Source organism: Burkholderia sp. Bp8994 (genome assembly GCF_003853805.1).
Lineage (GTDB): Bacteria > Pseudomonadota > Gammaproteobacteria > Burkholderiales > Burkholderiaceae > Burkholderia.
Window position 1 is genome coordinate 42890 of sequence record NZ_QTQH01000026.1, and the last position, 21172, is coordinate 64061.

General features: G+C 69.2%; 19 protein-coding genes. 10 read left to right on the plus strand and 9 right to left on the minus strand.

Translation table 11 applies throughout. The features are described 5' to 3' along the window. Nucleotides 1–10 precede the first annotated feature (10 nt). The 3 genes from DIE04_RS25685 to DIE04_RS25695 are packed head-to-tail and all read left to right on the plus strand — an operon-like array spanning nt 11 to nt 3824. Entirely contained in the window at nt 11–1477 is a 1467-nt protein-coding gene (locus tag DIE04_RS25685) for an O-antigen ligase (protein ID WP_124522632.1), read from the plus strand. Continuing rightward, a complete protein-coding gene (locus tag DIE04_RS25690) occupies nt 1474–2658 on the plus strand; it encodes a glycosyltransferase family 4 protein (RefSeq protein ID WP_124522634.1) in 1185 nt (394 codons plus the stop codon). The genes DIE04_RS25685 and DIE04_RS25690 overlap by 4 nt, the downstream gene beginning before the upstream one ends. 41 nt (nt 2659–2699) lie before the next feature. Then, nucleotides 2700–3824: a glycosyltransferase family 4 protein gene (locus DIE04_RS25695; RefSeq protein ID WP_124486456.1), complete on the plus strand. Its 1125-nt coding sequence runs from the start codon at nt 2700–2702 to the stop codon at nt 3822–3824. A 141-nt stretch (nt 3825–3965) separates the two neighbouring features. Here the strand turns inward: DIE04_RS25695 and DIE04_RS25700 are convergent, their stop codons facing one another. Further along, nucleotides 3966–5201, minus strand: coding sequence for an MFS transporter (locus tag DIE04_RS25700; protein ID WP_124522636.1), 1236 nt, complete (start codon nt 5199–5201; stop codon nt 3966–3968). 158 nt (nt 5202–5359) lie between these two features. Here DIE04_RS25700 and DIE04_RS25705 point away from each other — a divergent pair, with 158 nt between their 5' ends. Further along, nucleotides 5360–5818 carry a helix-turn-helix domain-containing protein gene (locus DIE04_RS25705; RefSeq protein WP_124522638.1) on the plus strand — a complete coding sequence of 153 codons (459 nt, stop codon included), beginning with the start codon at nt 5360–5362 and terminating at the stop codon, nt 5816–5818. A 294-nt stretch (nt 5819–6112) separates the two neighbouring features. On the opposite strand, the gene DIE04_RS25710 is transcribed toward DIE04_RS25705, so the two are convergent. Next, a complete protein-coding gene (locus tag DIE04_RS25710) occupies nt 6113–6880 on the minus strand; it encodes an AraC family transcriptional regulator (protein WP_124522640.1) in 768 nt (255 codons plus the stop codon). Nucleotides 6881–6906: 26 nt separating this feature from the next. Further along, complete coding sequence (locus DIE04_RS25715) at nt 6907–7248, minus strand: FKBP-type peptidyl-prolyl cis-trans isomerase (RefSeq protein ID WP_044846591.1); 342 nt, start codon at nt 7246–7248, stop codon at nt 6907–6909. Nucleotides 7249–7837: 589 nt separating this feature from the next. Here DIE04_RS25715 and DIE04_RS25720 point away from each other — a divergent pair. Both DIE04_RS25720 and DIE04_RS25730 read left to right on the plus strand, forming a co-directional pair. Then, a complete protein-coding gene (locus DIE04_RS25720) occupies nt 7838–8755 on the plus strand; it encodes a metal-dependent hydrolase (RefSeq protein ID WP_124522642.1) in 918 nt (305 codons plus the stop codon). A 437-nt stretch (nt 8756–9192) separates the two neighbouring features. Beyond that, on the plus strand, nt 9193–10665 hold the full coding sequence (locus tag DIE04_RS25730) for a sigma-54 dependent transcriptional regulator (protein ID WP_124486452.1): 1473 nt from the start codon (nt 9193–9195) through the stop codon (nt 10663–10665). 976 nt (nt 10666–11641) lie between these two features. Here the strand turns inward: DIE04_RS25730 and DIE04_RS25740 are convergent. Then, the gene (locus DIE04_RS25740; protein WP_124486451.1) at nt 11642–12424 is read right to left on the minus strand and encodes an ABC transporter substrate-binding protein; all 783 of its coding nucleotides are present in this window, start codon (nt 12422–12424) and stop codon (nt 11642–11644) included. 233 nt (nt 12425–12657) lie between these two features. Here DIE04_RS25740 and DIE04_RS25745 point away from each other — a divergent pair, with 233 nt between their 5' ends. Further along, on the plus strand, nt 12658–13077 hold the full coding sequence (locus DIE04_RS25745) for an MbcA/ParS/Xre antitoxin family protein (protein WP_044846587.1): 420 nt from the start codon (nt 12658–12660) through the stop codon (nt 13075–13077). Nucleotides 13078–13079: 2 nt separating this feature from the next. Then, nucleotides 13080–13778, plus strand: a complete 699-nt coding sequence (locus DIE04_RS25750; protein ID WP_124486450.1) for an RES family NAD+ phosphorylase — start codon at nt 13080–13082, stop codon at nt 13776–13778. A 100-nt stretch (nt 13779–13878) separates the two neighbouring features. Here DIE04_RS25750 and DIE04_RS25755 read toward each other — a convergent pair whose 3' ends face one another. Continuing rightward, a complete protein-coding gene (locus tag DIE04_RS25755; RefSeq protein WP_044846585.1) occupies nt 13879–14604 on the minus strand; it encodes a metallophosphoesterase in 726 nt (241 codons plus the stop codon). Between the two features lie 136 nt (nt 14605–14740). Here DIE04_RS25755 and DIE04_RS25760 point away from each other — a divergent pair, with 136 nt between their 5' ends. Continuing rightward, entirely contained in the window at nt 14741–15394 is a 654-nt protein-coding gene (locus DIE04_RS25760) for a DUF1345 domain-containing protein (protein WP_124486449.1), read from the plus strand. A gap of 244 nt (nt 15395–15638) precedes the next feature. Here DIE04_RS25760 and DIE04_RS25770 read toward each other — a convergent pair whose 3' ends face one another. Next, nucleotides 15639–16349: a class I SAM-dependent methyltransferase gene (locus DIE04_RS25770; protein WP_124486448.1), complete on the minus strand. Its 711-nt coding sequence runs from the start codon at nt 16347–16349 to the stop codon at nt 15639–15641. Between the two features lie 301 nt (nt 16350–16650). Between DIE04_RS25770 and DIE04_RS25775 the strand changes: the two genes are divergently transcribed. Continuing rightward, entirely contained in the window at nt 16651–18300 is a 1650-nt protein-coding gene (locus DIE04_RS25775) for a DUF3459 domain-containing protein (protein ID WP_124486447.1), read from the plus strand. A gap of 37 nt (nt 18301–18337) precedes the next feature. Here DIE04_RS25775 and DIE04_RS25780 read toward each other — a convergent pair whose 3' ends face one another. The 3 genes from DIE04_RS25780 to DIE04_RS25790 all read right to left on the minus strand — a co-directional run bounded on the left by DIE04_RS25780 (nt 18338) and on the right by DIE04_RS25790 (nt 21141). Beyond that, the gene (locus tag DIE04_RS25780; protein ID WP_124486446.1) at nt 18338–18922 is read right to left on the minus strand and encodes a thiamine phosphate synthase; all 585 of its coding nucleotides are present in this window, start codon (nt 18920–18922) and stop codon (nt 18338–18340) included. 22 nt (nt 18923–18944) lie between these two features. Then, nucleotides 18945–20285 carry a hemolysin family protein gene (locus DIE04_RS25785; RefSeq protein ID WP_124486445.1) on the minus strand — a complete coding sequence of 447 codons (1341 nt, stop codon included), beginning with the start codon at nt 20283–20285 and terminating at the stop codon, nt 18945–18947. Nucleotides 20286–20361: 76 nt separating this feature from the next. Continuing rightward, nucleotides 20362–21141: a sensor histidine kinase KdpD gene (locus tag DIE04_RS25790; RefSeq protein WP_124522648.1), complete on the minus strand. Its 780-nt coding sequence runs from the start codon at nt 21139–21141 to the stop codon at nt 20362–20364. Between the last annotated feature and the right edge of the window lie 31 nt (nt 21142–21172).

Consider the following 21172-nt stretch of genomic DNA (forward strand, 5'->3'; position numbering starts at 1 on the left):
GAGCGGATCGATGAGTACGATTACCGCCGAACGCGCACCGTCGCGCAACCGCAGCCGGTTACCCGAACCGAAGCACTGGGTCGGGCAGGCCGGGCTGTGGACGTTGACCGCCGCGCTGATCGCCATTCACCAGGGCAAGGTGCTGACGCTCGCGTTTCCGGTGCTGGCGATCGCGGTCGGCATCTGGCTGTATTTCAAGAGCCCGGCGCGCTACGTCGGCTTCATGTGGTGGGTGTGGTTCCTGAGCCCCGAAGTGCGGCGTCTCGCCGACTGGTCGAAGGGCGCGTTCACGCCGACGAGCCTGATCCAGGTCGCGCCGCTCGCTGTGACGATGATCGCCGGCTTGGGGCTGCTCAGGCATTACCGCGTGCTTGCCCAGCGGCGCGGGATTCCCGTGCTGCTGATGTTGTTCGGGCTGACGTACGCGTACCTCGTCGGGATCGTGTCGAGCGGCGTGATGGCCGCGACCTACGACCTCGCGAACTGGGTGTACCCGGTGCTGATCGGCTTTCACATCATGGTCAACGCGCGCGACTATCCCGAGTACCGCGACGTGCTGCTGTCCACGTTCATGTGGGGCATGCTCGTGATGGGCGTGTACGGGGTCGTGCAGTACTTCGTGATGCCGCAGTGGGACGTGCTGTGGATGATCGGCTCGGACATGGGTTCGCAGGGCGAGCCGGTGCCGTACGGCGTGCGGGTCTTCAGCACGATGAACTCGTCGGGGCCGTTCGCGTTCGCGATCATGGGCGCGCTGGTGTTCGTGTTCGCGGCGCCGCAGAAGGTCCGCTGGTTCGCGGGCGCCGCCGGCTTCGTGTCGTTCGCGCTGTGTCTCGTGCGCTCGACCTGGGGCGGCTGGGTGATCGCGCTTGCGATCCAGCTCGTGCAGTCGAGCAACCGCGTACGGATGCGGATCCTGATCAGCGGGGTCGTGCTGGTCGGGCTGTGCGTGCCGCTCCTGACCGTCGGGCCGGTGGCCGACCGGCTCGGCGCGCGCCTGCAGTCGATCACGAACCTGAAGGACGACCGCAGCTACGACGACCGCAACAAGTTCTACGCAACCTTCGCGCAAACGGCGTTCACCGACGTCGCCGGCGAAGGGATGGGCGCGACCGGCGCGTCCACCAAGCTGTCGAGCGACAGCGGCGAGCTCGGCAAGTACGGCAGCTTCGACAGCGGCGTGATGAACGTGCCGTTCGTGCTCGGCTGGCCCGGCACGCTGCTGTACCTGTCGGGTGTCGTGATGCTGCTCGCCCGCACGCTGCGCGCGGCGTTCAAGCTGCGCAAGGACAAGTTCGTCGGCGCATGCCTGAGCCTGTGCCTGTCGGTGTTCGCGATGCTCGTGTTCACGAACTCGCTGATCGGCACGGGCGGCCTGCTGCTGTTCACGGCCATTTTTTCCATACTATCCGCGGCGCACTGGCAAAAGGCACAGCGCCTGCTGGCCGCCGCGCGTTCACGGGGAGGCGACCATTGAGAATCGCGATCGTCACGCACGTCGTGCGACATAACGACGGGCAGGGCCGCGTCAATTACGAAATCGCGCGCGCGGCGCTGGCAGAACACTACGAGGTCACGCTGGTCGCGTCGCACGTCGCGCCCGAGCTGCTGGCCGACCCGCGCGTGCGCTGGGTGCCGGTCAAGGTCGGCGGTTTCTGGCCGTCGAATCTCGTCAAGCAGCAGGTGTTCGCGCTCAAGAGCGCGGCCTGGCTGCGCGCGCATCGCGGCGAATACGACGTGCTGCACGTGAACGGCTTCATCTCGTGGATCAAGGCCGACGTGAACACCGCGCACTTCGTGCACGGCGGCTGGTTCAAGAGCCCGTACTACCCGTTCGGCCCGACGAAGGGGCTGTGGTCGGCGTACCAGTACGTCTATACGCGCGTGAATACGGCGCTCGAGCGCTGGGCGTACAAGCGTTCGCGCGCGATCACGGCCGTGTCGCAGAAGGTGGCCGACGAGATCGCCGGGCTCGGCATCGACAGCCGCAAGATCAGCGTGATCTACAACGGCGTCGACGGCAGCGCGTTCGCGGGCGCGCAGCCCGATCGCGCTGCGTTCAAGCTGCCGGACGACGCGTTCCTGCTGCTGTTCGTCGGCGACCTGCGCACGCCGCGCAAGAACCTCGGCACCGTGCTGAAGGCGCTGACGAAACTGCCGGCGAACGTCCATCTCGCGGTGGCCGGCTATCTGCCCGGCAGCCCGTATCCGGACGAGGCGCGCGCGCTCGGCATCGCGTCGCGCGTGCATTTCCTCGGGCTCGTGAAGAACATGCCGACGCTGATGCGCTCGGTCGACGCGTATGTGTTTCCTTCGCGCTACGAAGCGATGAGCCTGTCGCTGCTGGAAGCGATGGCGGCCGGGCTGCCGGTCGTCACCGCGCGCACCGCCGGCGGCGCGGAGATCATCACGCGAGATTGCGGGATCGTGCTGGAAGACCCGGACGATCCGGCCGCGCTCGCGCAGGCGATCGGCTCGCTCGCGGCGTCGCGCGACACCTGTCGCGCGATGGGCGACGCGGCCCGCGAACTGATGACCCGTTTCGGCTGGGCCCACATGGGCGCCCAGTACGTCGCGCTTTACCGGCGCATCGGCCAACCCACGCAGCCGTCCGCCTTCGAGCGGGTCGAGCATGCAATCACGCAGGAGCAACCGTGACGTCTCAATCTTCCCGGCCGATCAAATCGTTGCAAATCGGCATGCACTGGTTCCCCGAACGCGCGGGCGGCCTCGACCGGATGTACTACTCGCTCGTCGGCGCGCTGCCGGGCGCGGGCGTCGCGGTGCGCGGGCTCGTCGCCGGCTCGCCGAAGGTCGCCGACGACACGGGCGGTGCGATCCAGGGCTTCGGACCTGCGTCGCAGCCGCTCGCGCGCCGCATGCTCGCCGCGCGCCGCGCGCTGCGCGACGAGATCCGCAGCGAGCGGCCGGACGTGATTTCGTCGCACTTCGCGCTGTACACGTTCCCGGGGCTCGACGTCACGCGCGGGATTCCGCAGGTGTCGCACTTCCAGGGGCCGTGGGCCGACGAAAGCCAGGTCGAGGGCGCCGCATCGCTCGGGCAGCGCGCGAAGCGCTATCTCGAACAGGCCGTCTATACGCGCTCGTCGCGCCTGATCGTGCTGTCGCAGGCGTTCGGCCAGATCCTGACGAACCGCTACGGGATCGATCCGTCGCGCGTGCGCGTGATTCCCGGCTGCGTCGATACCGCGCAGTTCGACACGCCGCTCACGCCGGCCGAGGCGCGGCACAAGCTGCAACTGCCGCAGGACCGGCCGATCGTGCTGGCCGTGCGCCGGCTCGTGCGGCGCATGGGGCTGGAGGACCTGATCGACGCGATCGGCCTCGTCAAGCATCGTCACCCGGACGTGCTGCTGCTGATCGCCGGCAAGGGCAAGATCGGGGAGGAACTGCAGCAGCGCATCGACGAAGCCGGGCTGCAGGACAACGTGAAGCTGCTCGGTTTCGTGCCCGACAACCATCTCGCGGCGCTATACCGCGCGGCGACGGTCAGCGTCGTGCCGACCGTCGCGCTCGAAGGCTTCGGGCTGATCACCGTCGAATCGCTCGCGTCCGGCACGCCGGTGCTGGTCACGCCGGTCGGCGGGCTGCCGGAGGCGGTCGCCGGGCTGTCCAACGACCTCGTGCTGCCGTCGACGGGCGCGGACGCGATCGCGGAAGGGCTCGGCGGCGCGCTGTCGGGCGCGATCGCGTTGCCGGACGAAGCGGCGTGCAAGCGCTACGCGCGCGACCATTTCGACAACGCGGTGATCGCGCGACGCGTCGCCGGCGTGTACGAAGAGGCGATCCAGGCGGCGGGGTAAGCGAACGCGGCGCGTCGCCGCGACGGTCGAGCCGGCATACACGTCCGGTTCGCAGGCCGGCCGCCCGATCCGGGCGAGCCGGCCTTTTGTCGTTCGAAGCCGGGCATGCGGCGCCCGCGCTCCGTGCTCGACACGCTTCGTTCAGGCACGCCCGAGCGTCACGGCCCATACGCCGAACGCGGCCGCGCTGACCGCCGCGCCGAGCCCGCAGACACCGATCCATCCCGCGTGCGCATACGTCATCGTCGACGCGATCGCGCCGAGTCCGCTACCGATCGAATAGAACAGCATGTAGCAGCCGACGAGGCGCGCATGCGCATCGGGCCGCGCGCCGAGGATCATGCTCTGGTTCACGACATGGACGGCCTGCCCGCCGACGTCGAGCAGCACGATGCCGACGACCAGCAGTGCGATCGACGTACCGGTGAACGCGAGCGGCAGCCACGAGCATGCGAGCAGTGCGAGCGCGGCGCCGGTCGTCGCTTCGCCGAGCCCGCGATCCGCGAGCCGGCCCGCGCGCGCGGCGGCCGCCGCACCCAGTGCGCCGACGAGCCCGAATGCGCCGATCTGCGTATGCGACATCACGTGCGGCGGCGCGCTCAGCGGCAGCACGAGCGCGCTCCAGAAGATGCTGAACGCCGCGAACATCAGCAGCGCGATCGCCCCGCGCACACGCAGCACGCGCTCGTTGCGCAGCAGCGTGACCATCGAACCGAGCAGCGCTGCGTAGCCGATGCGCTCGCGCGGCGCGTCCGCATCGGGCAACAGCCGCGCCAGCGCGATCAGCATCACGATCGCAAGTGCGCCCGACACCAGGTAGACCGCACGCCAGCCGGCGATATCCGTGACGACACCCGCCAGCGAACGTGCGGCCAGCAGACCGATGACGACGCCGCCCTGTGCCGCGCCGACCACGCGGCCGCGCTCGCCGGCCCCCGCAAGCGCGGCCGAGCAGGCGATCAGCCCTTGCGTCATCGCGGTGCCGAGCAGCCCGACCGCGACCATGCCCGCCAGCAACGCGACGCGCGTCGACGCGGCGGCCACGCCGATGCAGGCCGCCGTCAGCAGCAGAAGCTGGACGGCGAGCAGGCGTTTGCGGTTCAGCAGGTCGCCGAGCGGCACGACGAACAGCAACGCGAGCGCGCAGCCGAGCTGCGTCGCCGTGATGACGCCGCCGACCGTCGCCTGCGATACGCGGAAATCGCGGGCGATCGAATCGAGCAGCGGCTGCGCGTAGTACACGTTGGCGACGCTTGCCGCGCAGCAGACGGCCAGCAGCGCGACGAGCGCCGTGGATACGCGCGCGCCATCGGCCCGGCGCACGCCACCCGATGTCGCGTTGGACACGACGGTTTCCGAACGACAAGACGATTCCATGGGTTGCCTCGCACTCGCTTAAGTAGTTGCAATTTGAAACCAGTGTGAGTGTAGGAAAAGTGGTTTTAAAATGCAACTTGTGAGGCGGCGGGCAACGGGCCCGCGCACCGACGTGCCGGGCGCGCGCGAAGGCGACCGGCGCGACAGCGGAGAACAACATGGCCAGGCAGAAAAGTCTTGCGGATTCGCCGTGCCCGGTGGCGCGGGCGACCGATATCGTCGGCGATCGCTGGGCGTTGCTGATCGTGCGCGACGCGTTCGACGGCGTGCGCCGGTTCGGCGATTTCCGCGCGAGCCTCGGCGTCGCGAGCAACATCCTGTCGGACCGGCTCAGGATGCTGGTGGACGCGGGCGTATTCGACGTCGTGCCCGCGTCGGACGGCAGCGCGTATCAGGAGTACGCGTTGACGAAGAAGGGCGAGGGGCTGTTTCCGGTGATCGTGATGCTGCGGCAGTGGGGCGAGGCGAACCTGTTCGAGCGCGGCGAGCCGCATTCGGTCCTGGTCGAGCGCAAGACGGGGCGTGCGATCCGCAAGCTCGCGCTGCGGCACGACGATGGTCGGCCGTTGAAGGCGGCGGATACGGTCGTGCGGAAAGTGGGCGACGAGCGGGCGTGATACGGACGTGATGCCCCGGGCGTGATGACCCCGGACGCCGTGCCCAGGACGCCGTGCGACGCAAGGGCCGTGTCTTTACCGTTGCGCGGCGTCGCCGCATCGGTCGCGCGCCCGGTGGCGGCCGAGAGTCCCGTTCAAGCGGCTGCAGACCCCGCCCGATGCGCACCGCTTTCATGCGCGCCACGATGTGGCGCGCGATGACAACGACTGTCGAAAACCATCCGGCCATGACGCAGGGGCGCGATCGGCGCAGTCGCGTTCGCTATTGCAGGAAAACGGGTGGCGTCCGGCCGCTCAGTGCCGTTCGCCGCGCCAGCGCCCCGGCGCGACGCCGAAGCGCTTCGTGAACGCGTGCGTGAAGGTGCTCTGGTCGGCGAAGCCGACCATGCCGGCGATGTCGACGAGCGGATGGCGGCCGTCGGCGAGCAGCACGACGGCGGCGTCGAGCCGCAGCCGCTGCAGGTAGCGATGCGGGGTTTCGCCGAACGCGTCGACGAACAGTTGGTGAAACCGGCGCATCCCGTAGCCGCAGTGCGCGGCGAGATCGGCGATGCGCAGCGGCTCCGCGAGCCGCGCGCGCAGCCAGCGGTCGATGCGCGCGAAATCGAGGCCCGCCGCGGGCGCGGCGAGGCTGGCGTCGCCGAGCAGCGCGTCGCACAGACGCGCGGCGGCCTGCCACTGGAAGCGATGCGCGTGCCGCGTGTCGCCGGCCGGGCCGTCGAGCTGCGCGGCCGCTGTCGCGACCTGCGCGACGAGCGACGTCAGCGCCGGGTCGATCGACACGGCACGCGCGCTGTCGAACAGCCGCTGCGGCACCGCGAGCGACGCGGCGGGCAGGTCGAGCACGAGCTGGCGATTGTCGCCGAGGCCCGCGTAATCGTGGCGCGAGCCGGCCGGAATCAGCCAGGCCGCGTGCCGGTCGATGCGCTGGCCGACGCCGTCCACCGCCATCACCATCGCGCCGTCGACGCCGAGCACGACCTGGTGAAAGTCGTGCACGTCGGACGCTTCGCACGTGTCGTAACGGCGCAGCGCGATGGCGGGAGACGGGATGCGTTCCATCGGAAGGACGTCGGCCGACGGCGTCGTCAGACGGCGAGCAGTTCGACTTCGAACACGAGCGTCGCGTTCGGCGGGATCACGCCGCCTGCACCGCGCGGGCCGTAGCCGAGTTGCGGCGGGATCGTCAGGCGACGCACGCCGCCGACCTTCATGCCCTGCACGCCTTCGTCCCAGCCCTTGATGACCATGCCGCCGCCGAGCACGAACGCGAACGGGTCGTTGCGGTCCTTGCTCGAGTCGAATTTCTGACCGTCGGTCAGCCAGCCCGTGTAGTGGACGCTGACGGTCTGGCCGGCTTGCGCTTCCGCGCCGGTGCCTTCGGTCAGCTCTTCGATCTTGAGGCCCGATGCGGTCGTGGTGACAGACATGACTTCTCCTGAAAGGGGTTGGGTAAAACCGCTATTGTAGGCGAGCGCGCAGGGGGCCGCCGCAGGCGGCGAGGGCACGGCCGCGCGCCTGTCGCGCGCCGGTCGCGGCGGTGCTCACGCATCTCGCGCGACACGCGAATGGAACGCATGTTTGAATCGTTCGCGGACCGGCTCGAAGGGGCTGCGCCGCGCGAACGTCGCGCGCGTATGAATCGGCGCTATCCGGCCGCTCGGCGTCGCGTCGAAAAAACGTCGCGCGACGCCGCAAACGCCCGTCGCACGGGGCTTGCGCGCCGATTGCGATTCGCGCGCGCGTCGCCCGCCTGCCGGTTGCGCACGGATGCGCGCGTTCGAATCGCGACCCGCCCGAACGCCACCCGAACGCCGCTTTTGTCGCGTTGCCGAACGTGCCCTGTTTGGAAGCGCGCATCTACCGCGCGGCTTGCGCGCGGCGTTCGCCGGCGCCTATCTTTACAGCTATCGATGTCAAGATCCGGGCGTTGCGCGATGCGCTGCCCGGGCCGCGCCGGTACGTCGCAATGGCCGCAACGGCCGGCCGGGCCGCCCGGAAACAAGGAGAACGACGAACATGAAGTCAGCCGCTTCCGCCACCGCGGCCGAGGTGATGCCGGTGCGCCGCGACCTGCGCTTCGACCTGCCGGTCGAACGCGCGAAGGACTGGCACGGGCTCGGCCCGCACGTGACGCACTTCTTCAACGCGCTGTCGCTGCTGTTTCCGGCCGGCGAACGATTCTTCATGGATTCCGTGCGCCACTATCGCGACCGGATCGACGATCCGGTGCTGAAGCGGCAGGTGCTCGGCTTCATCGGGCAGGAGGCGATGCATACGCGCGAGCACGTCGAATACAACGAGCTGATGCAGGCGAACCGCCTGCCCGCGCGCAAGCTCGACAAGCGCATCTGGACCGTGCTCGGTTACATGAAGCGCAAGCTGCCGCATTCGGTGCAGCTCGCGCATACGGTCGCCGCCGAGCACTACACGGCCATGCTCGCCGACTGGCTGCTGCGCGATCCGACGCGCCTCGAAGGCTCGGTCGACGGCTACCGTCAGATGTGGGTGTGGCACGCGCTCGAGGAAACCGAACACAAGGCCGTGTCGTTCGACGTCTGGAACGTCGCGATGAAGCCGGGCCTGCGCCGTTATCTGATCCGCATCGGCGTCTATCTGCTGACGACGCTGACGTTCTGGCCGACTGTGTTCCTGCTGCACGCGACGCTGTTGTCGCGCGATCGCGACATCGAGCATCGCGTGCGCGGCATGCTGCGCATGCTCGCGTTCCTGTACGGGCCGCGTCGTGGGCTGTTTCCGCGGATCGCGGGCGAGTGGCTGAGCTTTTTCCGGCCCGGCTTCCACCCGTGGGACCGTGACAACCGCCATCACCTCGCGCGGGTCGACGCGCTCGTCGCCGCGTACGGCGAACACGACGGCGCGTCGGCCGGCCGTGGTCGCGCCAACGCGCTCGCGCCGCTCGCATCGGGACGCTGAGCCGCTCGCCGCGCTGCCCGGCGCGTGTTGCATTCCTGCATCATCCCCGTTTTATCCGACGATTGACCGGCATCAAGCGGAAACGGTTGCGGGTACCGGGCCGGTGCGGCCGACCGGGCGTGCCGGCCCGTGACGCCGGTCCGATCCCGTGTGCCCGGCCTCGCGTGCCGTCCCCGCGCGCCAGCACCGGCGCGGCGTCGGGTGTTCGCGATTGGTCCGGCCTCGCTTCGCGCCCGCCGCGCCACCGGGATAACACCCATCTAGCCGCGCGTCGGCGGCGTCGATATACCGTTCATGAAAGGGTTCGCCCGGCACGCGATTATTCCCCGGGGGGATTTTATTCGGACGAAAATGCGGCCAATATGTCGGTTCGATCGACGTCCGTCGGACGCGGCGGCGAGCCAGCGCACGATACCAACGCCAAGCGGGGAACAACGATGGTTGCAAGGTCACCCGACGCAAGCGGGACGGCGGCGTCCGAGACGCCGCTCGTATCCGTCACCGCTCCCGAGGCCGGACGCAAGCTGTTCGTGATCATGCGTTCGCCGGACGAGCCGTTGCTGGCGCAACTGCGCGGGCTCGGCTGGGATATCTCGGTCGCGAAGACGGCCGGCGCAGCGCAGAACATGACGTCCGGCGTGAACGTCGCCGCCGGGCTCATCGATTTCTCGGGCTTCACGTCGCGCGACTATCCCGCGCTGAAGGCGTGCCTGAGCCAGCCGGCGATCGGCTGGATTTCCATCGCGCAGGCCGGCATCACGATCGGCGCTGCCGTGCGCGAACTGATCCGCAGCTATTGTTTCGATTACGTGACGCTGCCGCTGCCGTACGAATGGATTTCGCACGTGCTCGGCCACGCGCGCGGGATGGCCGCGCTCGATCGCGTCGACGGCGCCGCATACGCGGCATCGATCGGCGAGCACGGGATGATCGGCAACTGCGAAGCGATGCAGCAGCTGTTCAGCACGATCCGCAAGGTCGCGAAAACCGACGCGAGCGTGTTCATCTCCGGGGAGTCGGGCACCGGCAAGGAGCTGACGGCGCTCGCGATCCACGAGCGCTCGGCACGCGGCAAGGGGCCGTTCGTCGCGATCAACTGCGGCGCGATCCCGCATCACCTGCTGCAGTCGGAACTGTTCGGCTACGAGCGCGGCGCGTTCACCGGCGCGAACCAGCGGCGCGCGGGCCGGATCGAATCGGCGAACGGCGGCACGCTGTTTCTCGATGAAATCGGCGACATGCCGGTCGAAAGCCAGGCGAGCCTGCTGCGTTTCCTGCAGGAAGGGAAGATCGAGCGGCTCGGCGGCCAGGAATCGATTCCGGTCGACGTGCGGATCATCTCGGCGACGCACGTGGACCTCGACGGCGCGGTCGAAGCCGGCCGCTTCCGCGCGGACCTCTATCACCGGCTCTGCGTGCTGCGCATTCACGAGCCGCCGCTGCGCGCGCGGGGCAAGGACATCGACATCCTCGCGCATTACGTGCTGCAGAAATTCAAGGGTGACAGCGGCCGCAAGATCAGCGGCTTCACGTCGGCCGCGCTCGACGCGATGCGCCGCTACGAGTGGCCCGGCAACGTGCGCGAGCTGATCAACCGGGTGCGCCGCGCGATCGTGATGGCCGAGAGCCGGCTGCTGACGCCGCACGATCTCGGGCTCGAGGTTCCGGGTGAAACGGAGCCCGTGACCCTCGAGCAGGCGCGTTCGCTCGCCGAGCGCGTCGCGATCGAGAACGCGCTGCTGCGCAACGATCACCGGATCAACAAGGCCGCCGCCGAACTCGGCATCTCGCGCGTGACGCTGTACCGGATGATGATCGAGCACGGACTCAACGACCACGACAACACCGGCGACAACGGCGGGAAGGACGGCTCGCCGCCCGACGACGCCGACCACCAGCGAGTCGGCTGAAGGCGGCCCGGAAGCGTCCGCGGCCGGTCCGTGCGCGGGCGTCCGGCGGCATGTAAAGGGCGTGAAACGTTTCCTGCCGGCGGCTGTGCAAAAAGCCCCGGCAAACGCGGGCGGCGACGCGCGGCCCGGGCCGGGAAAATTTTCCGGCTCGTCCGCGCGCCTTGTCCGGCAAGGCGTTGCCGCCACGCGACCGAGGCCGCTCGCGCCCGGCATGTTTCAGTTTCGCAACGTCCGGCATGTCCTGCCCGTCCGGGCCGCACACTGGTCCGATGAAAGGCTTGTGCCGCCGGCCCCGAACGAAGCTGGCGCGCTCCTTGCACAGGTTGGGGTGCGAGAGTCGACGACGCGACGTCCGGCCGGTTCGGCAGCGAACCATTCGAGAACCGGCTAGGACGCAGTCCGCGGGGATGACGGCCGGACGGGCAACATGGCCCCGTTCCGGGCGGCATGGGCCGTCGTCGTCGGATCGTCGGAGCACCGGCGGTGTCCGGTTGCCGGCACAAGCAACGACTCGAATACGGGGTAGAAAAATGAACGATCTCAACACGCCGCGGCCGGCAGGCCGCGATCGCAGTGATTCGACCCATCGCCGGTCGACCGCGCACCTTGCTGCCGGCCGGCACGCGTCGACAGGCCACCTCTCCGCGCCCGGTGCGAGGCGGATCCGGCTGATACCCGGTCATCCGCGCCGGGCCGGTGCTTTCCCGCTCGCCAATCCGGTCCGCATGGGGATGTGCACGCGGGCGCCGATACCCCGGCGCCCGGTCTTCGCTTATTGACGACGTCGAGCGCCTGCGGTCGCCAGCGCAGGCGATCCGTTTGCCATGCGAATGATGTGCGGCATCCGGTTGCGCGATACGGACGATGAAACCGGTGCGACGGCAGACGTCAGGGAGGCGTCGCCGTCCGGCGAGCAGGGGAGGGGCGGTCGGGCCGCGCGCGACGGGCATCGCACCCGTGCGCGCGCGGCGCCGCTTCAGCCGCCGTAGATGTCGAAGTCGAAGTACTTCGACGCGAGCCGCTTGTAGGTGCCGTCCTTGACCATGTCGAGGATCGCGCGATCGATCTTCGCCTTCAGGTCGGCGTCTTCCTTGCGCAGCCCGATACCGGCGCCGATGCCGAGCACCTTCTCGTCGACGAGTTCGGGCCCGACGAACTGGTAGCCCGCGCCGCGCGGCGACTTCAGGAACCCGATCGCGGCCTGCACCTCGTCCTGCAGCGCGGCGTCGAGGCGGCCCGACGTCAGGTCCGCATACACGCCGTCCTGGTTCTGGTACGACACGACGTTCGCACCCTGCTTCGCCCAGTACGCCTTCGCATACGCTTCCTGCGTCGTGCCCTGTTCGACGCCGATCGACTTGCCCTTCAGCGATTCGGCCGTCGGCAGCAGCGGCGAGCCCTTCTTCGCGACGAGCCGCGTCGGCTGGTTGTAGATCTTCGTCGTGAAGCCGATCTGTTCCGCACGCTGCGGCGTGATCGACATCGACGACAGCACCGCGTCGAACTTCTTCGCCTTCAGCGCCGGGATCATCCCGTCGAAATCGTTCTCGAGCCACACGCACTTCGCTTTCAGCCGTGCGCAGATCTCGTTGCCGAGGTCGATGTCGAAGCCGACGAGCTTGCCGTCGGGCGCCTTCGATTCGAACGGCGCGTAGCTGGCGTCGGTGCCGAAGCGCAGCGTGGTCCAGTCCTTCGCGACGGCGGGGCCCGTCGATACCGCGAGCAGGGCGATCGAAACGGCGGCAATCAGTCTCTTCATGGTGGTTCCTTGGCGTGGTCTATCCGGTTCTGGGCGACACGGTTGCTGCGGGGACGCACCGCGTCCCGGTGCGCTGTCCGCACGGACATTAACGCAGAAAATAAAATCGCAGTCCAGAATGGACAAAAAATATCGATCCTTCGGGAGGAATGCCGGCACGTCGGGGGACGACCCTTGCAAAAATACGAAAATGGACTAATCTTGTTAGTAAATTCGTTTCGAGACTAACGATCATGTCACAGCCCGCCTTCGATCCGCATTCCGCCCCGCGGCAGGCTTCGGTCGCGCAGATGTCGGCGGCCGGCTTGCGCGCGTTCTTCAACATCGCGCGCGACTGGGAACTGACGATCGACGAACAGATCGTCCTGCTCGGCTCGCCCGGCCGCTCGACGTTCTTCAAGTGGAAGGCGTCGCCCGAATCGGCGCGCCTGCCGCGCGATACGCTCGAGCGGCTATCGCTGCTGCTCGGCATCTACAAGGCGCTGCAGATCCTGCTGCCGCAGCCGGCCGCGGCCGACACCTGGGTCAAGCGGCCGAACGACGCCGCGCCGTTCGGCGGCAAGCGCGCGCTCGACCGGATGCTCGCCGGCAACGTCGGCGACCTGGTCGCCGTCCGTCAATATCTCGACGCGATGCGGGGTGGCTGGGCGTGACGATGCCGATCGAAGCAGTACAGCACTGGCCCATGACCGTCGTCGACTGGGCACCTGCCTATCGCGTGATTCCCACTCGTTTTCCAGCCATCAACCTGTTCGACCGCGTCGCGTCCGCCGAGGATTTCGATGCGCTCTATGCGCTCGAATCGCTGACCAACGATCGCATCCGCAACGAAGTCGGCACGCTCGAACTCGTGCCGCCGGCGGAGCGTCGCTACGGCACGGGCTGGGGGCCGATCATGGCCGCGTTCACGCATCTGAATCCGCAGGGCAGCCGCTTCTCGGACGGCAGCTACGGCGTGTTCTACTGCGGGCGGTCGCGCGATACGGCGATCGCCGAAACGCGCTATCACAGCGGGCTGTTCCTGGCCGCGACGAAGGAGGCGCCGATGCGTCAGCAGATGCGGCTCTACACGGTGTATGCGCAGGGCGACGTCGCCGACGTGCGCACGTGGCCGCAGCGCAGCCCGGCGCTGCTCGATCCGCTCGATTACGGCGCGGGGCAGGCACTCGGCCGCGCGGTGCGCAACGCGGGCGGCGCGGGGATCGTCTATCCGTCGGTGCGCGACCCGCGCGGCGAGTGCCTCGCGGCGTTTCGCACGACGCTGCTGCGCGATTGTCATCACGCTGCGTATCTCGAATACAACTGGAACGGATCCGCGATCGACGCGGTGTTCGAGCTGAACCAGGTGGGTTAGCGCAGTGCTCGCGCACGCAAACGCGCGCGCGTGAGCGTGAGTCCGCCGAGGGTTGCCGGCCCGCGGCCTGCGCAGGCCCGTTATCGGCGTGAACGTGGGCCTAAGGCAGCGGCAGGTCGCCCGCATGACGCGCGCGCGCGTCGGCCTGCGTCAGCGACCACGTGTCGCCCGTGCGCGGCTCGACGATCGTCAGGCGTCCCGACGGTGCGAACGCGCCGGTGTCGATGAACCATTGCGCGCCGATACGCTGCGGCGCACGCACCGGCGTGTGGCCGGTGCAGGTCAGCGACAGGCCGGCCTGCCGGGCCGGGTCGACGAGCCCCTGGACCAGGTCGCGCCCCCAGATCAGCCGCTCGCGCACGTCGGGCGAATAGCTGCCCGCGTCGAGTTCGGCGTCCGGACCGAGGAATTCCGCATGCAGCACGTTGAAGCGCGCGGGGCCGTCGCCGATCACGCGTACGAGCGGCAGCGCGTCGACGCGCGCCGCGTGCGCGTGCAGCCGTTCCGGCGGGAGGTCGGCGCCCCAGTCGCCGCCGATCCCGCGCCACGCATCGTGCGACAGCTTGCCGCGCGCGACGAGGCTCAGCACTTCTTCGTGATTGCCGCGCACCACGTGGCACCACGGGCGGTCGAGCAGCTCGAGCGCGGTTTCGGACGCGGGGCCGCGGTCGACGAGATCGCCGACCGAGAACAGCCGGTCGCGAGCCGGATCGAAGCCGATGTCGTGCAGCAGCGCGCGCAGCACATCCACGCAGCCGTGCAGATCGCCGACGACGAAGTCGCGGCCGGCCGCGTTCGCGGGATGGTGGCAGAGGACGGGAGTCATCCCGATATCTTAGGCGCTCACGCCAGTCGCAACGTCATGCAGGAATGGCGATAATCGGGGCGGTACCCGCCGGCGCTGCCCGGCGGGCCGTTCGCACGCGGGCCGAACCCTTTCCATCCGCTTTCGGAATCACACGATGACGCTTTATCCGCAGGTATTACGCAACCGGCCGCGCATGGTCGCCGCCTTCGCCGCGGGCGTGCTGTGCGCGTTGCTGCTGCCGTTGCAGTTGAGACCGACCGCGCGTGCGCTGATCGGCTGGGATTGCACGGTCTGGCTGTATCTCGTGCTGATGTGGGGGCGCATGGTCACCGCACATCACCACCAGGTGCGCGAGATCGCGATCCGCGAGGACGAGAACGCGACGACCGTGCTGACGGTCATCTGCATCGCGACGGTCGCGAGCGTCGCCGCGATCGCGATCGAGCTCGCCACCGCGAAGAACGTCGGCTTTCGTGCCGGGCTCGGCCACTATGCGGTCACGGGCGCGACGCTGTTCGGCGCATGGTTCCTGATCCCGACGATCTTCACGCTGCACTATGCGCGGCTCTATTACGGCTCGCCGAGCAGCGATCGCGCGCTGCGGTTTCCCGACCGCAACCCCGAGCCCGACTACTGGGATTTCCTGTATTTCGCCTTTACGCTCGCGGTCGCGTCGCAGACGGCCGACGTGTCGCTCGCGAATCGCTCCGCGCGCCGCGCGGTGCTCGCGCAGTCGATCCTGTCGTTCTACTTCAACATGGCCGTGCTCGGGCTGTCGATCAACGTCGCGGCAGGGTTGCTGAGCTGACGCGGATGACTTGAGCCGTTCTTACCGATCGCCGCGCTCGAGCTCGGTGGTCGGCGGCCCGCGCGTGGCTCGCTATCGAGACAGCGAGCGATCGGCGGATGCGTGCCGCCGTCGCCACGCGCCATCGCGGCTTCGAGCGGAAAGCTCGTCCGGATGGTGGCCGCGCTGACGCTGCGGCTCGCCGCCTCACGCCGCCTCACGCCGACTTACGCCGTCACGCGTCGTCACGCGCCAACTTACGCCGTCACGCGCCGCGCCGCACCGCGATCCACGCGCCCCAGAACAGGCTCGAGAAAAAGCGCAGCGGCGCATCGAAGCCCGCATCGTGCAGCAACGCGAAGACGGTTTCCTCGGCAGCGGGCGGATCGGCGCCCTGCAGGATTTTCGCCAGCTGCGCACGCACGGCGTCGGGCGTCGCGCCCTTCATCCGCCAGCGCTGCTGCCAAGCGTCGAGCAGGCGAGGGTGCTCCGCATAGCGGCGATAGTTGGCCGCGATCACGAGCGGTGCACCGGGCTTCAGGCGGCGCGCGATCGCATCCAGCAGCGCGGCCTTCGCCGCATCGCCGGGGACGTGATGCAGCACGCCGATCAGCGTCGCGCCGTCGAACGCCGGCGCATCGGGCAGTGCGTCGACGCCGGCCTCGACGAATTGCGTGCGGGCGGCGAACCCCGCCGCTTCGACGTTGGCACGCGCGAGCGCGAGCATCGGCGCGGACGGATCGACGGCCGTGAACTGCCAGCCCGGTTCGAGCGCCGCGGGCACGCAGATTTCCTGCCCCGTGCCGCCTGCGCCCACGACGAGGAGCCGCGCATCGCGTACACCGATCGCCGACGCGAGCATGCACGCGGCGAGTTCGTGGCACGCGTCGTAGCCGGCGAGCGCGATGCGGGATTGTTCGGCGTATTCGTGCGCGCGTGCCGGATCGAACTTCGCGGCGCTGGCGGGGAGCGACATGGAGATTCCTCGAATTCGGGCGCGGGCGGGGTGCTCACGCGCATCGCACCGAGCGTAAGCGCGGGGCTGCGGCGCAACAAGGCGAGCAGCCATTCCGGTATGCGAACTACCCGATTCTGCGCGCATCGCGACGCAATCGATGCCGGGGTCGATTCGCATTTAAAAATGTGAGGATTCGATGCGTCGCGATCGTGAAAGCGGCGCATACTTTTCTTCCCCCCTGCCTGGCCGTCGCATGCCGGGCCCGATGCGCCGCGCGAATCGCGCGGCCATGCCGCTCGGCACGCACGAGGAGCGCATCATGTCAGATTGTCCGCACGATCCGTATGCGCAGCACTTCATACACTGCCTGCCGTCCGGCGCGCAGCCCTGCGGTGCGCTCGGCACGTCGCCGCGCACGCATTTCCGCGTGTGGGCGCCGGGCAGCACGCATGTTCAGCTCGAACTCGATACCGGCTCCGGCCCGACGCTCGTCCCGATGATGGCGGCCGGTCCACACTGGTTCGAAGTGTTCGTCGAATGCGGTGCGGGCGCGCGTTACCGTTACCGGCTCGACGATGTCGTGTCGATTCCCGATCCCGCGTCGCGTTCGCAACCTGACGGGCTCAACGGCCCGAGCGAGGTCGTCGATCCGCGCGCGTTCACATGGCGCAACACGTTCTGGCGCGGCCGCCCGTGGGAAGACATCGCGCTGTACGCGATTCGTCCGCACGCGGTGGGCGGCTTCGACGGCGTGCGCCGCCGGTTGCCGCAGCTCGCGCGCCTCGGCGTGACCGCGCTGGAGTTGCTCGCGTCGCCGCACGACAGCCTGCCGTTCGCGCCGCTCGCGTCCGAGGGCGGCCCCGACGCGCTGAAGGCATTGATCGACGCCGCGCACGGCTACGGTCTCGCGGTGCTGCTGGAACTCGATTACGCGCGCTTCGGCAGCGGCACCGACGCGCTGCGCCATTACGCCGTGCCGTTCTTCCATACGCGCGACGATCCGCTGCAGGCGGCGCCGCTTGCGCTCGACCATCCGGAAGTCTGCGACTTCTTCTGCGACAACGCGCTGTACTGGATCGACGAATACCGTTGCGACGGCCTGCGGCTGCGCGAGGCCGACCGGATCGGCACGTCGTGGCTGCGCGAGATCGCCGACCGCGTGCGCGCGGCCGTGCCGGCCGACCGGATGATCCACCTCGTGCTCGGCAGCGAGCGTCATCCGGTGCACCTGGCCGATACGCATTTCGATGCGCAGTGGAACGGTTGCGGAGAACGCGCATTGCACCGGCTGACGGGGCGCGACACGTCGGCGCACGAAGGGATTTCGCCCCACCAGTCGATCCACACGCTCGCGCGCGCGCTGACCGCGGCAGGCGCGGCGTTCCAGCCGGCCACGGCGGGCGACGGCCCGTGCGCCGAAGGGCTGTCGCTCACGTCGCTGGTGCTGTCCGACGGCGCGTGGCGCGACAGCGAACAGCGCGACAGCGAGCAGGCGGCGGGCCTCGCGGCGCTTGCGTTGTCGCTGCTCACGCCGCAGATCCCGCTGATCTTCGACGAAACCGCGCGCGATGTCGATCGTGCGCATTTCGTGCAGTCGGCGCTCGCGGTGCGCGCGAAGCTGATCGCGCCGCGGCTGTCCGATTGCCGGCCGCAGGACGCGCATGCGCTGAAGGCGAGCGGTGACGGCGATGCCGACGCGCTGCTCGCGTCATGGCGGCTCGCCGACGACGAGACGCTGACCATCGCGTTGAACCTGTCGCCCGACGCGGTGCCTTTCGATGCGCCGGGCGGGCAGGTCGTGTTCGAGACGCCGGCACGCGCACGCGACCGGGTCGACGAAGGGGAGTTGCCGCCGTATTCGCTCGTCGCGTGGCTGACGGGCGACGTCAACCAGTACGCGCTGACGCACGACGTGCGTCGGATCGACGACCGCGCATGGCGCGCGATGCGTCCTGTTCCGCACGCGTGATGCCCGGAGGGTCGGGCGCTGGCGCGCCCGGCCGCCCTTACCAGAAACCGCGAATGCCCGCGACGCCGTACGCGCCGTGGCGGCGCGCGTCGTCGAGATGCGCGCGCGTCATGCCGCCGAGCGCATAGACCGGCATCGCGGCCTGCGCGGCCAACGCAGCGAATTGCGTCCAGCCGAGCGTCGGCGCGCCGGGATGGCTGAGCGTCGGCAACACGGGCGACAACGTAACGAAATCCACGCCCGCACGCGCGGCCAGCACGAGATCGTCGGCCGCATGGCAGGCGGCCGACATGCGGCGAGCGGCCGGCAGCGGTCGTTGCGCGACGGCGCGCAGCGCGGCGCCGTCGAGATGCCAGCCCGCGCCGTCGAGCCGCATCACGCCGGCCGCGTCGATCGGCCCGTTGAGCATCAGTTGCGCGCCGGCCGCGTCGCAGCGCGCGAGCGCATCGGCGGCCAGCCGCGCGAACGCGGCCGCGTCGAACGACTTCACGCGCAGCTGCACGAGCGTCTCGCCGCGCGCGAGCACGGCCGACAGCGTGTCGAGGAATGCGTGGCAATCGGCGGTCGACGCGGACGCCGGCTCCGGCGTGATCACGCAGCAGCGCGGCAGCGTCGGCGTCATCGCGCGCGGCCCGCGGCGGCCGTCATTCGTCGGCCTCCTTCGCGATCTTCGGATAGACGCGCACCAGCACGATGCGCGGACCGTTCATCTTCTTCACGACGACGTCGAAGCGATCGAACGACACGCGCTGCCCTTCGGTCGGCAGATCGCTGAGCGCCTGGATCACCAGGCCGCCGACCGATTCCGCACGCCCTTCGTCGATGTCGATGCCGAGCGCCTGCTCGAGCGACACGACGGGCAGGCTGCCCTTGCCCATCAGCGTGCCGTCGTCGAGGCGGCTCCAGTCCGCGTCGCCCTGGCGGAACTCGTCGTGGATCTGGCCGACCAGCGCACCGAGCAGGTTGTCGAGCGTCAGGAAGCCGATCGGCTTCTCGCCCTTGTTGCCGACCAGCGCGAAGTGCGGCGCGCCCTTGCGGAAGCGGCGGAACAGTTCCAGCGCCGGCGTGTCGGGCTTCACGTACTGCACCGGGCGCACGTAGTCGGACAGGTCTTCGAGCGCCGCCCCGGCGTGACGCGCGAGCAGCAGGTCCTTCAGGTGGATCAGCCCGCTCACCTGCTCGCGCGACGCATCCTCGAACAGCGGATAGCGGCTGAAGCGGTGTCGCGCGACGATTTCCATGTTGTCGGGCAGCGGCAGGTCGCGGCGCAGGCCGATCATTTCATGCGCCGGCCGCATCAGGTCCGACACCGTCATCGACGAGAAATCGAGCGAGTGCGCGAGCGTGTTCCACTCGTCGTTGGTGTACGTGCCGCGCGCCGGCTGGGCCGCGTTGCCCGCGCTGCGGCGGCTGCGCAGGATCAGCTTCAGCTCGTCGGTCGAGTAGTGCGCATCGCCGCCGTGGTCGGCCGACAGGCCCGCGAGCTTCAGCACCGCGTTCGCGCTGGTGTTGAGCACCCAGATCGCCGGATACATCGCCCAGTAGAACGCGTAGAGCGGCAGCGCGACCCACAGGCCGACCTTCTCCGACTGGCGGATCGCCATCGATTTCGGTGCGAGCTCGCCGACCACGATGTGCAGGAACGAGATCAGCGAGAACGCGAACACGAGCGAAATCAGGTGCACGATGCGCTCGGACTGCACGCCGATCAGGTCGAGCAGCGGCCCGATCAGTTCCGCGAACGCCGGCTCGCCGACCCAGCCGAGGCCGAGCGACGCGAGCGTGATGCCGAGCTGGCAGGCGGACAGATACGCGTCGAGCCGGCCGTGCACGATCGCGAGGATGCGCCCGCGCAGGCCGTGCTTGCGGGCAAGTGTCTTGACGCGCGTCGCGCGCAGTTTGACGAGGCCGAATTCGGCTGCGACGAAAAACCCGTTGAGGGCCACCAGGAACAACGCGCCGATGAGCGCGAAGATCTGTAACAAAGAATCGCTCCAGTCATGACAGGCCCAACAGTATAGGGCCGGAAAGGGAAATGTAATGTGTCGGGCGGCCGATGGCTTACACCGGCGCCTCGCAGGGGACGGTGAGCGACAGGGTGACGGCGGCGCCGTCGGCGAACGGGGCGTGGGTGAAGGAGCCGCCGTGCGCGAGCGCGACACGCTGGCACAGCGCGAGCGCCGCTGCGACGCGCTTCGCGTCGCGCGGGTGCAGCATCTCGCGGCGCGCGAACGGTTCGAATGCATGCGGCAGCGCCGGATCGGCGAGGGCGGCGGCGTTCACGTCGCAGGCGACGTGCGCGACGTACTGCGCGCCGTCACGCGCGCACGTGAACGTCACGCGGCTGCCGGCGGCGCTGGCTTCGACGGCCGTCGTCAGCATCGTCCAGAGCGCCTGCGCGATGCGCTCGCGGTCGGCGGTCAGCGACGGCTCGCCGTCGGGCAGCGTCGCGTCGACGCTCACCTGTCGTGCGTCGGCGAGTGCGCAGCGCACCAGTGCGAGCGTGTCGTCGAGCAGCGGGCGCAGCGCGAACGGCTGTGCGGCGATCGCCAGGGTGCGCGTGGCCGCGCGCGGTGCGTCGAGCACGTCGTCGATCAGCGCGACCTGCTGGTCGATCCCCGCGCGGATGCCCGCGAGCGCGCGTTGCAGGTTCGGGTCGGCGCTGGCGAGTTGGCGCTCGAGCACGTACGCCCAGCTGTGCATCGCGTTCAGCGGGCTGCGCAGGTCGTGCGAAGCGATGGACAGCGCCTGGTCGCGCTGGAACAGCGCGGCCTCGGCGGCATAGTGCGCTGCGCGTTCGCGCAGCAGGTCGGCGGCGGGATCGACGGGATTGGACGTCACGGGGCTGGCCTGTCGGAAGCGGTTGGCATGA

Coding starts and splice junctions, on each gene's coding strand:
- DIE04_RS25755 (WP_044846585.1), bottom strand. CDS start 14,604: ATGACTCCCGTCCTCTGCCACCATCCCGCGAACGCGGCCGGCCGCGAC.
- DIE04_RS25775 (WP_124486447.1), top strand. CDS start 16,651: ATGTCAGATTGTCCGCACGATCCGTATGCGCAGCACTTCATACACTGC.
- DIE04_RS25695 (WP_124486456.1), top strand. CDS start 2,700: ATGCACTGGTTCCCCGAACGCGCGGGCGGCCTCGACCGGATGTACTAC.
- DIE04_RS25685 (WP_124522632.1), top strand. CDS start 11: ATGAGTACGATTACCGCCGAACGCGCACCGTCGCGCAACCGCAGCCGG.
- DIE04_RS25780 (WP_124486446.1), bottom strand. CDS start 18,922: ATGACGCCGACGCTGCCGCGCTGCTGCGTGATCACGCCGGAGCCGGCG.
- DIE04_RS25745 (WP_044846587.1), top strand. CDS start 12,658: ATGTCACAGCCCGCCTTCGATCCGCATTCCGCCCCGCGGCAGGCTTCG.
- DIE04_RS25700 (WP_124522636.1), bottom strand. CDS start 5,201: ATGGAATCGTCTTGTCGTTCGGAAACCGTCGTGTCCAACGCGACATCG.
- DIE04_RS25740 (WP_124486451.1), bottom strand. CDS start 12,424: ATGAAGAGACTGATTGCCGCCGTTTCGATCGCCCTGCTCGCGGTATCG.
- DIE04_RS25720 (WP_124522642.1), top strand. CDS start 7,838: ATGAAGTCAGCCGCTTCCGCCACCGCGGCCGAGGTGATGCCGGTGCGC.
- DIE04_RS25710 (WP_124522640.1), bottom strand. CDS start 6,880: ATGGAACGCATCCCGTCTCCCGCCATCGCGCTGCGCCGTTACGACACG.
- DIE04_RS25730 (WP_124486452.1), top strand. CDS start 9,193: ATGGTTGCAAGGTCACCCGACGCAAGCGGGACGGCGGCGTCCGAGACG.
- DIE04_RS25715 (WP_044846591.1), bottom strand. CDS start 7,248: ATGTCTGTCACCACGACCGCATCGGGCCTCAAGATCGAAGAGCTGACC.
- DIE04_RS25750 (WP_124486450.1), top strand. CDS start 13,080: ATGCCGATCGAAGCAGTACAGCACTGGCCCATGACCGTCGTCGACTGG.
- DIE04_RS25760 (WP_124486449.1), top strand. CDS start 14,741: ATGACGCTTTATCCGCAGGTATTACGCAACCGGCCGCGCATGGTCGCC.
- DIE04_RS25705 (WP_124522638.1), top strand. CDS start 5,360: ATGGCCAGGCAGAAAAGTCTTGCGGATTCGCCGTGCCCGGTGGCGCGG.
- DIE04_RS25770 (WP_124486448.1), bottom strand. CDS start 16,349: ATGTCGCTCCCCGCCAGCGCCGCGAAGTTCGATCCGGCACGCGCGCAC.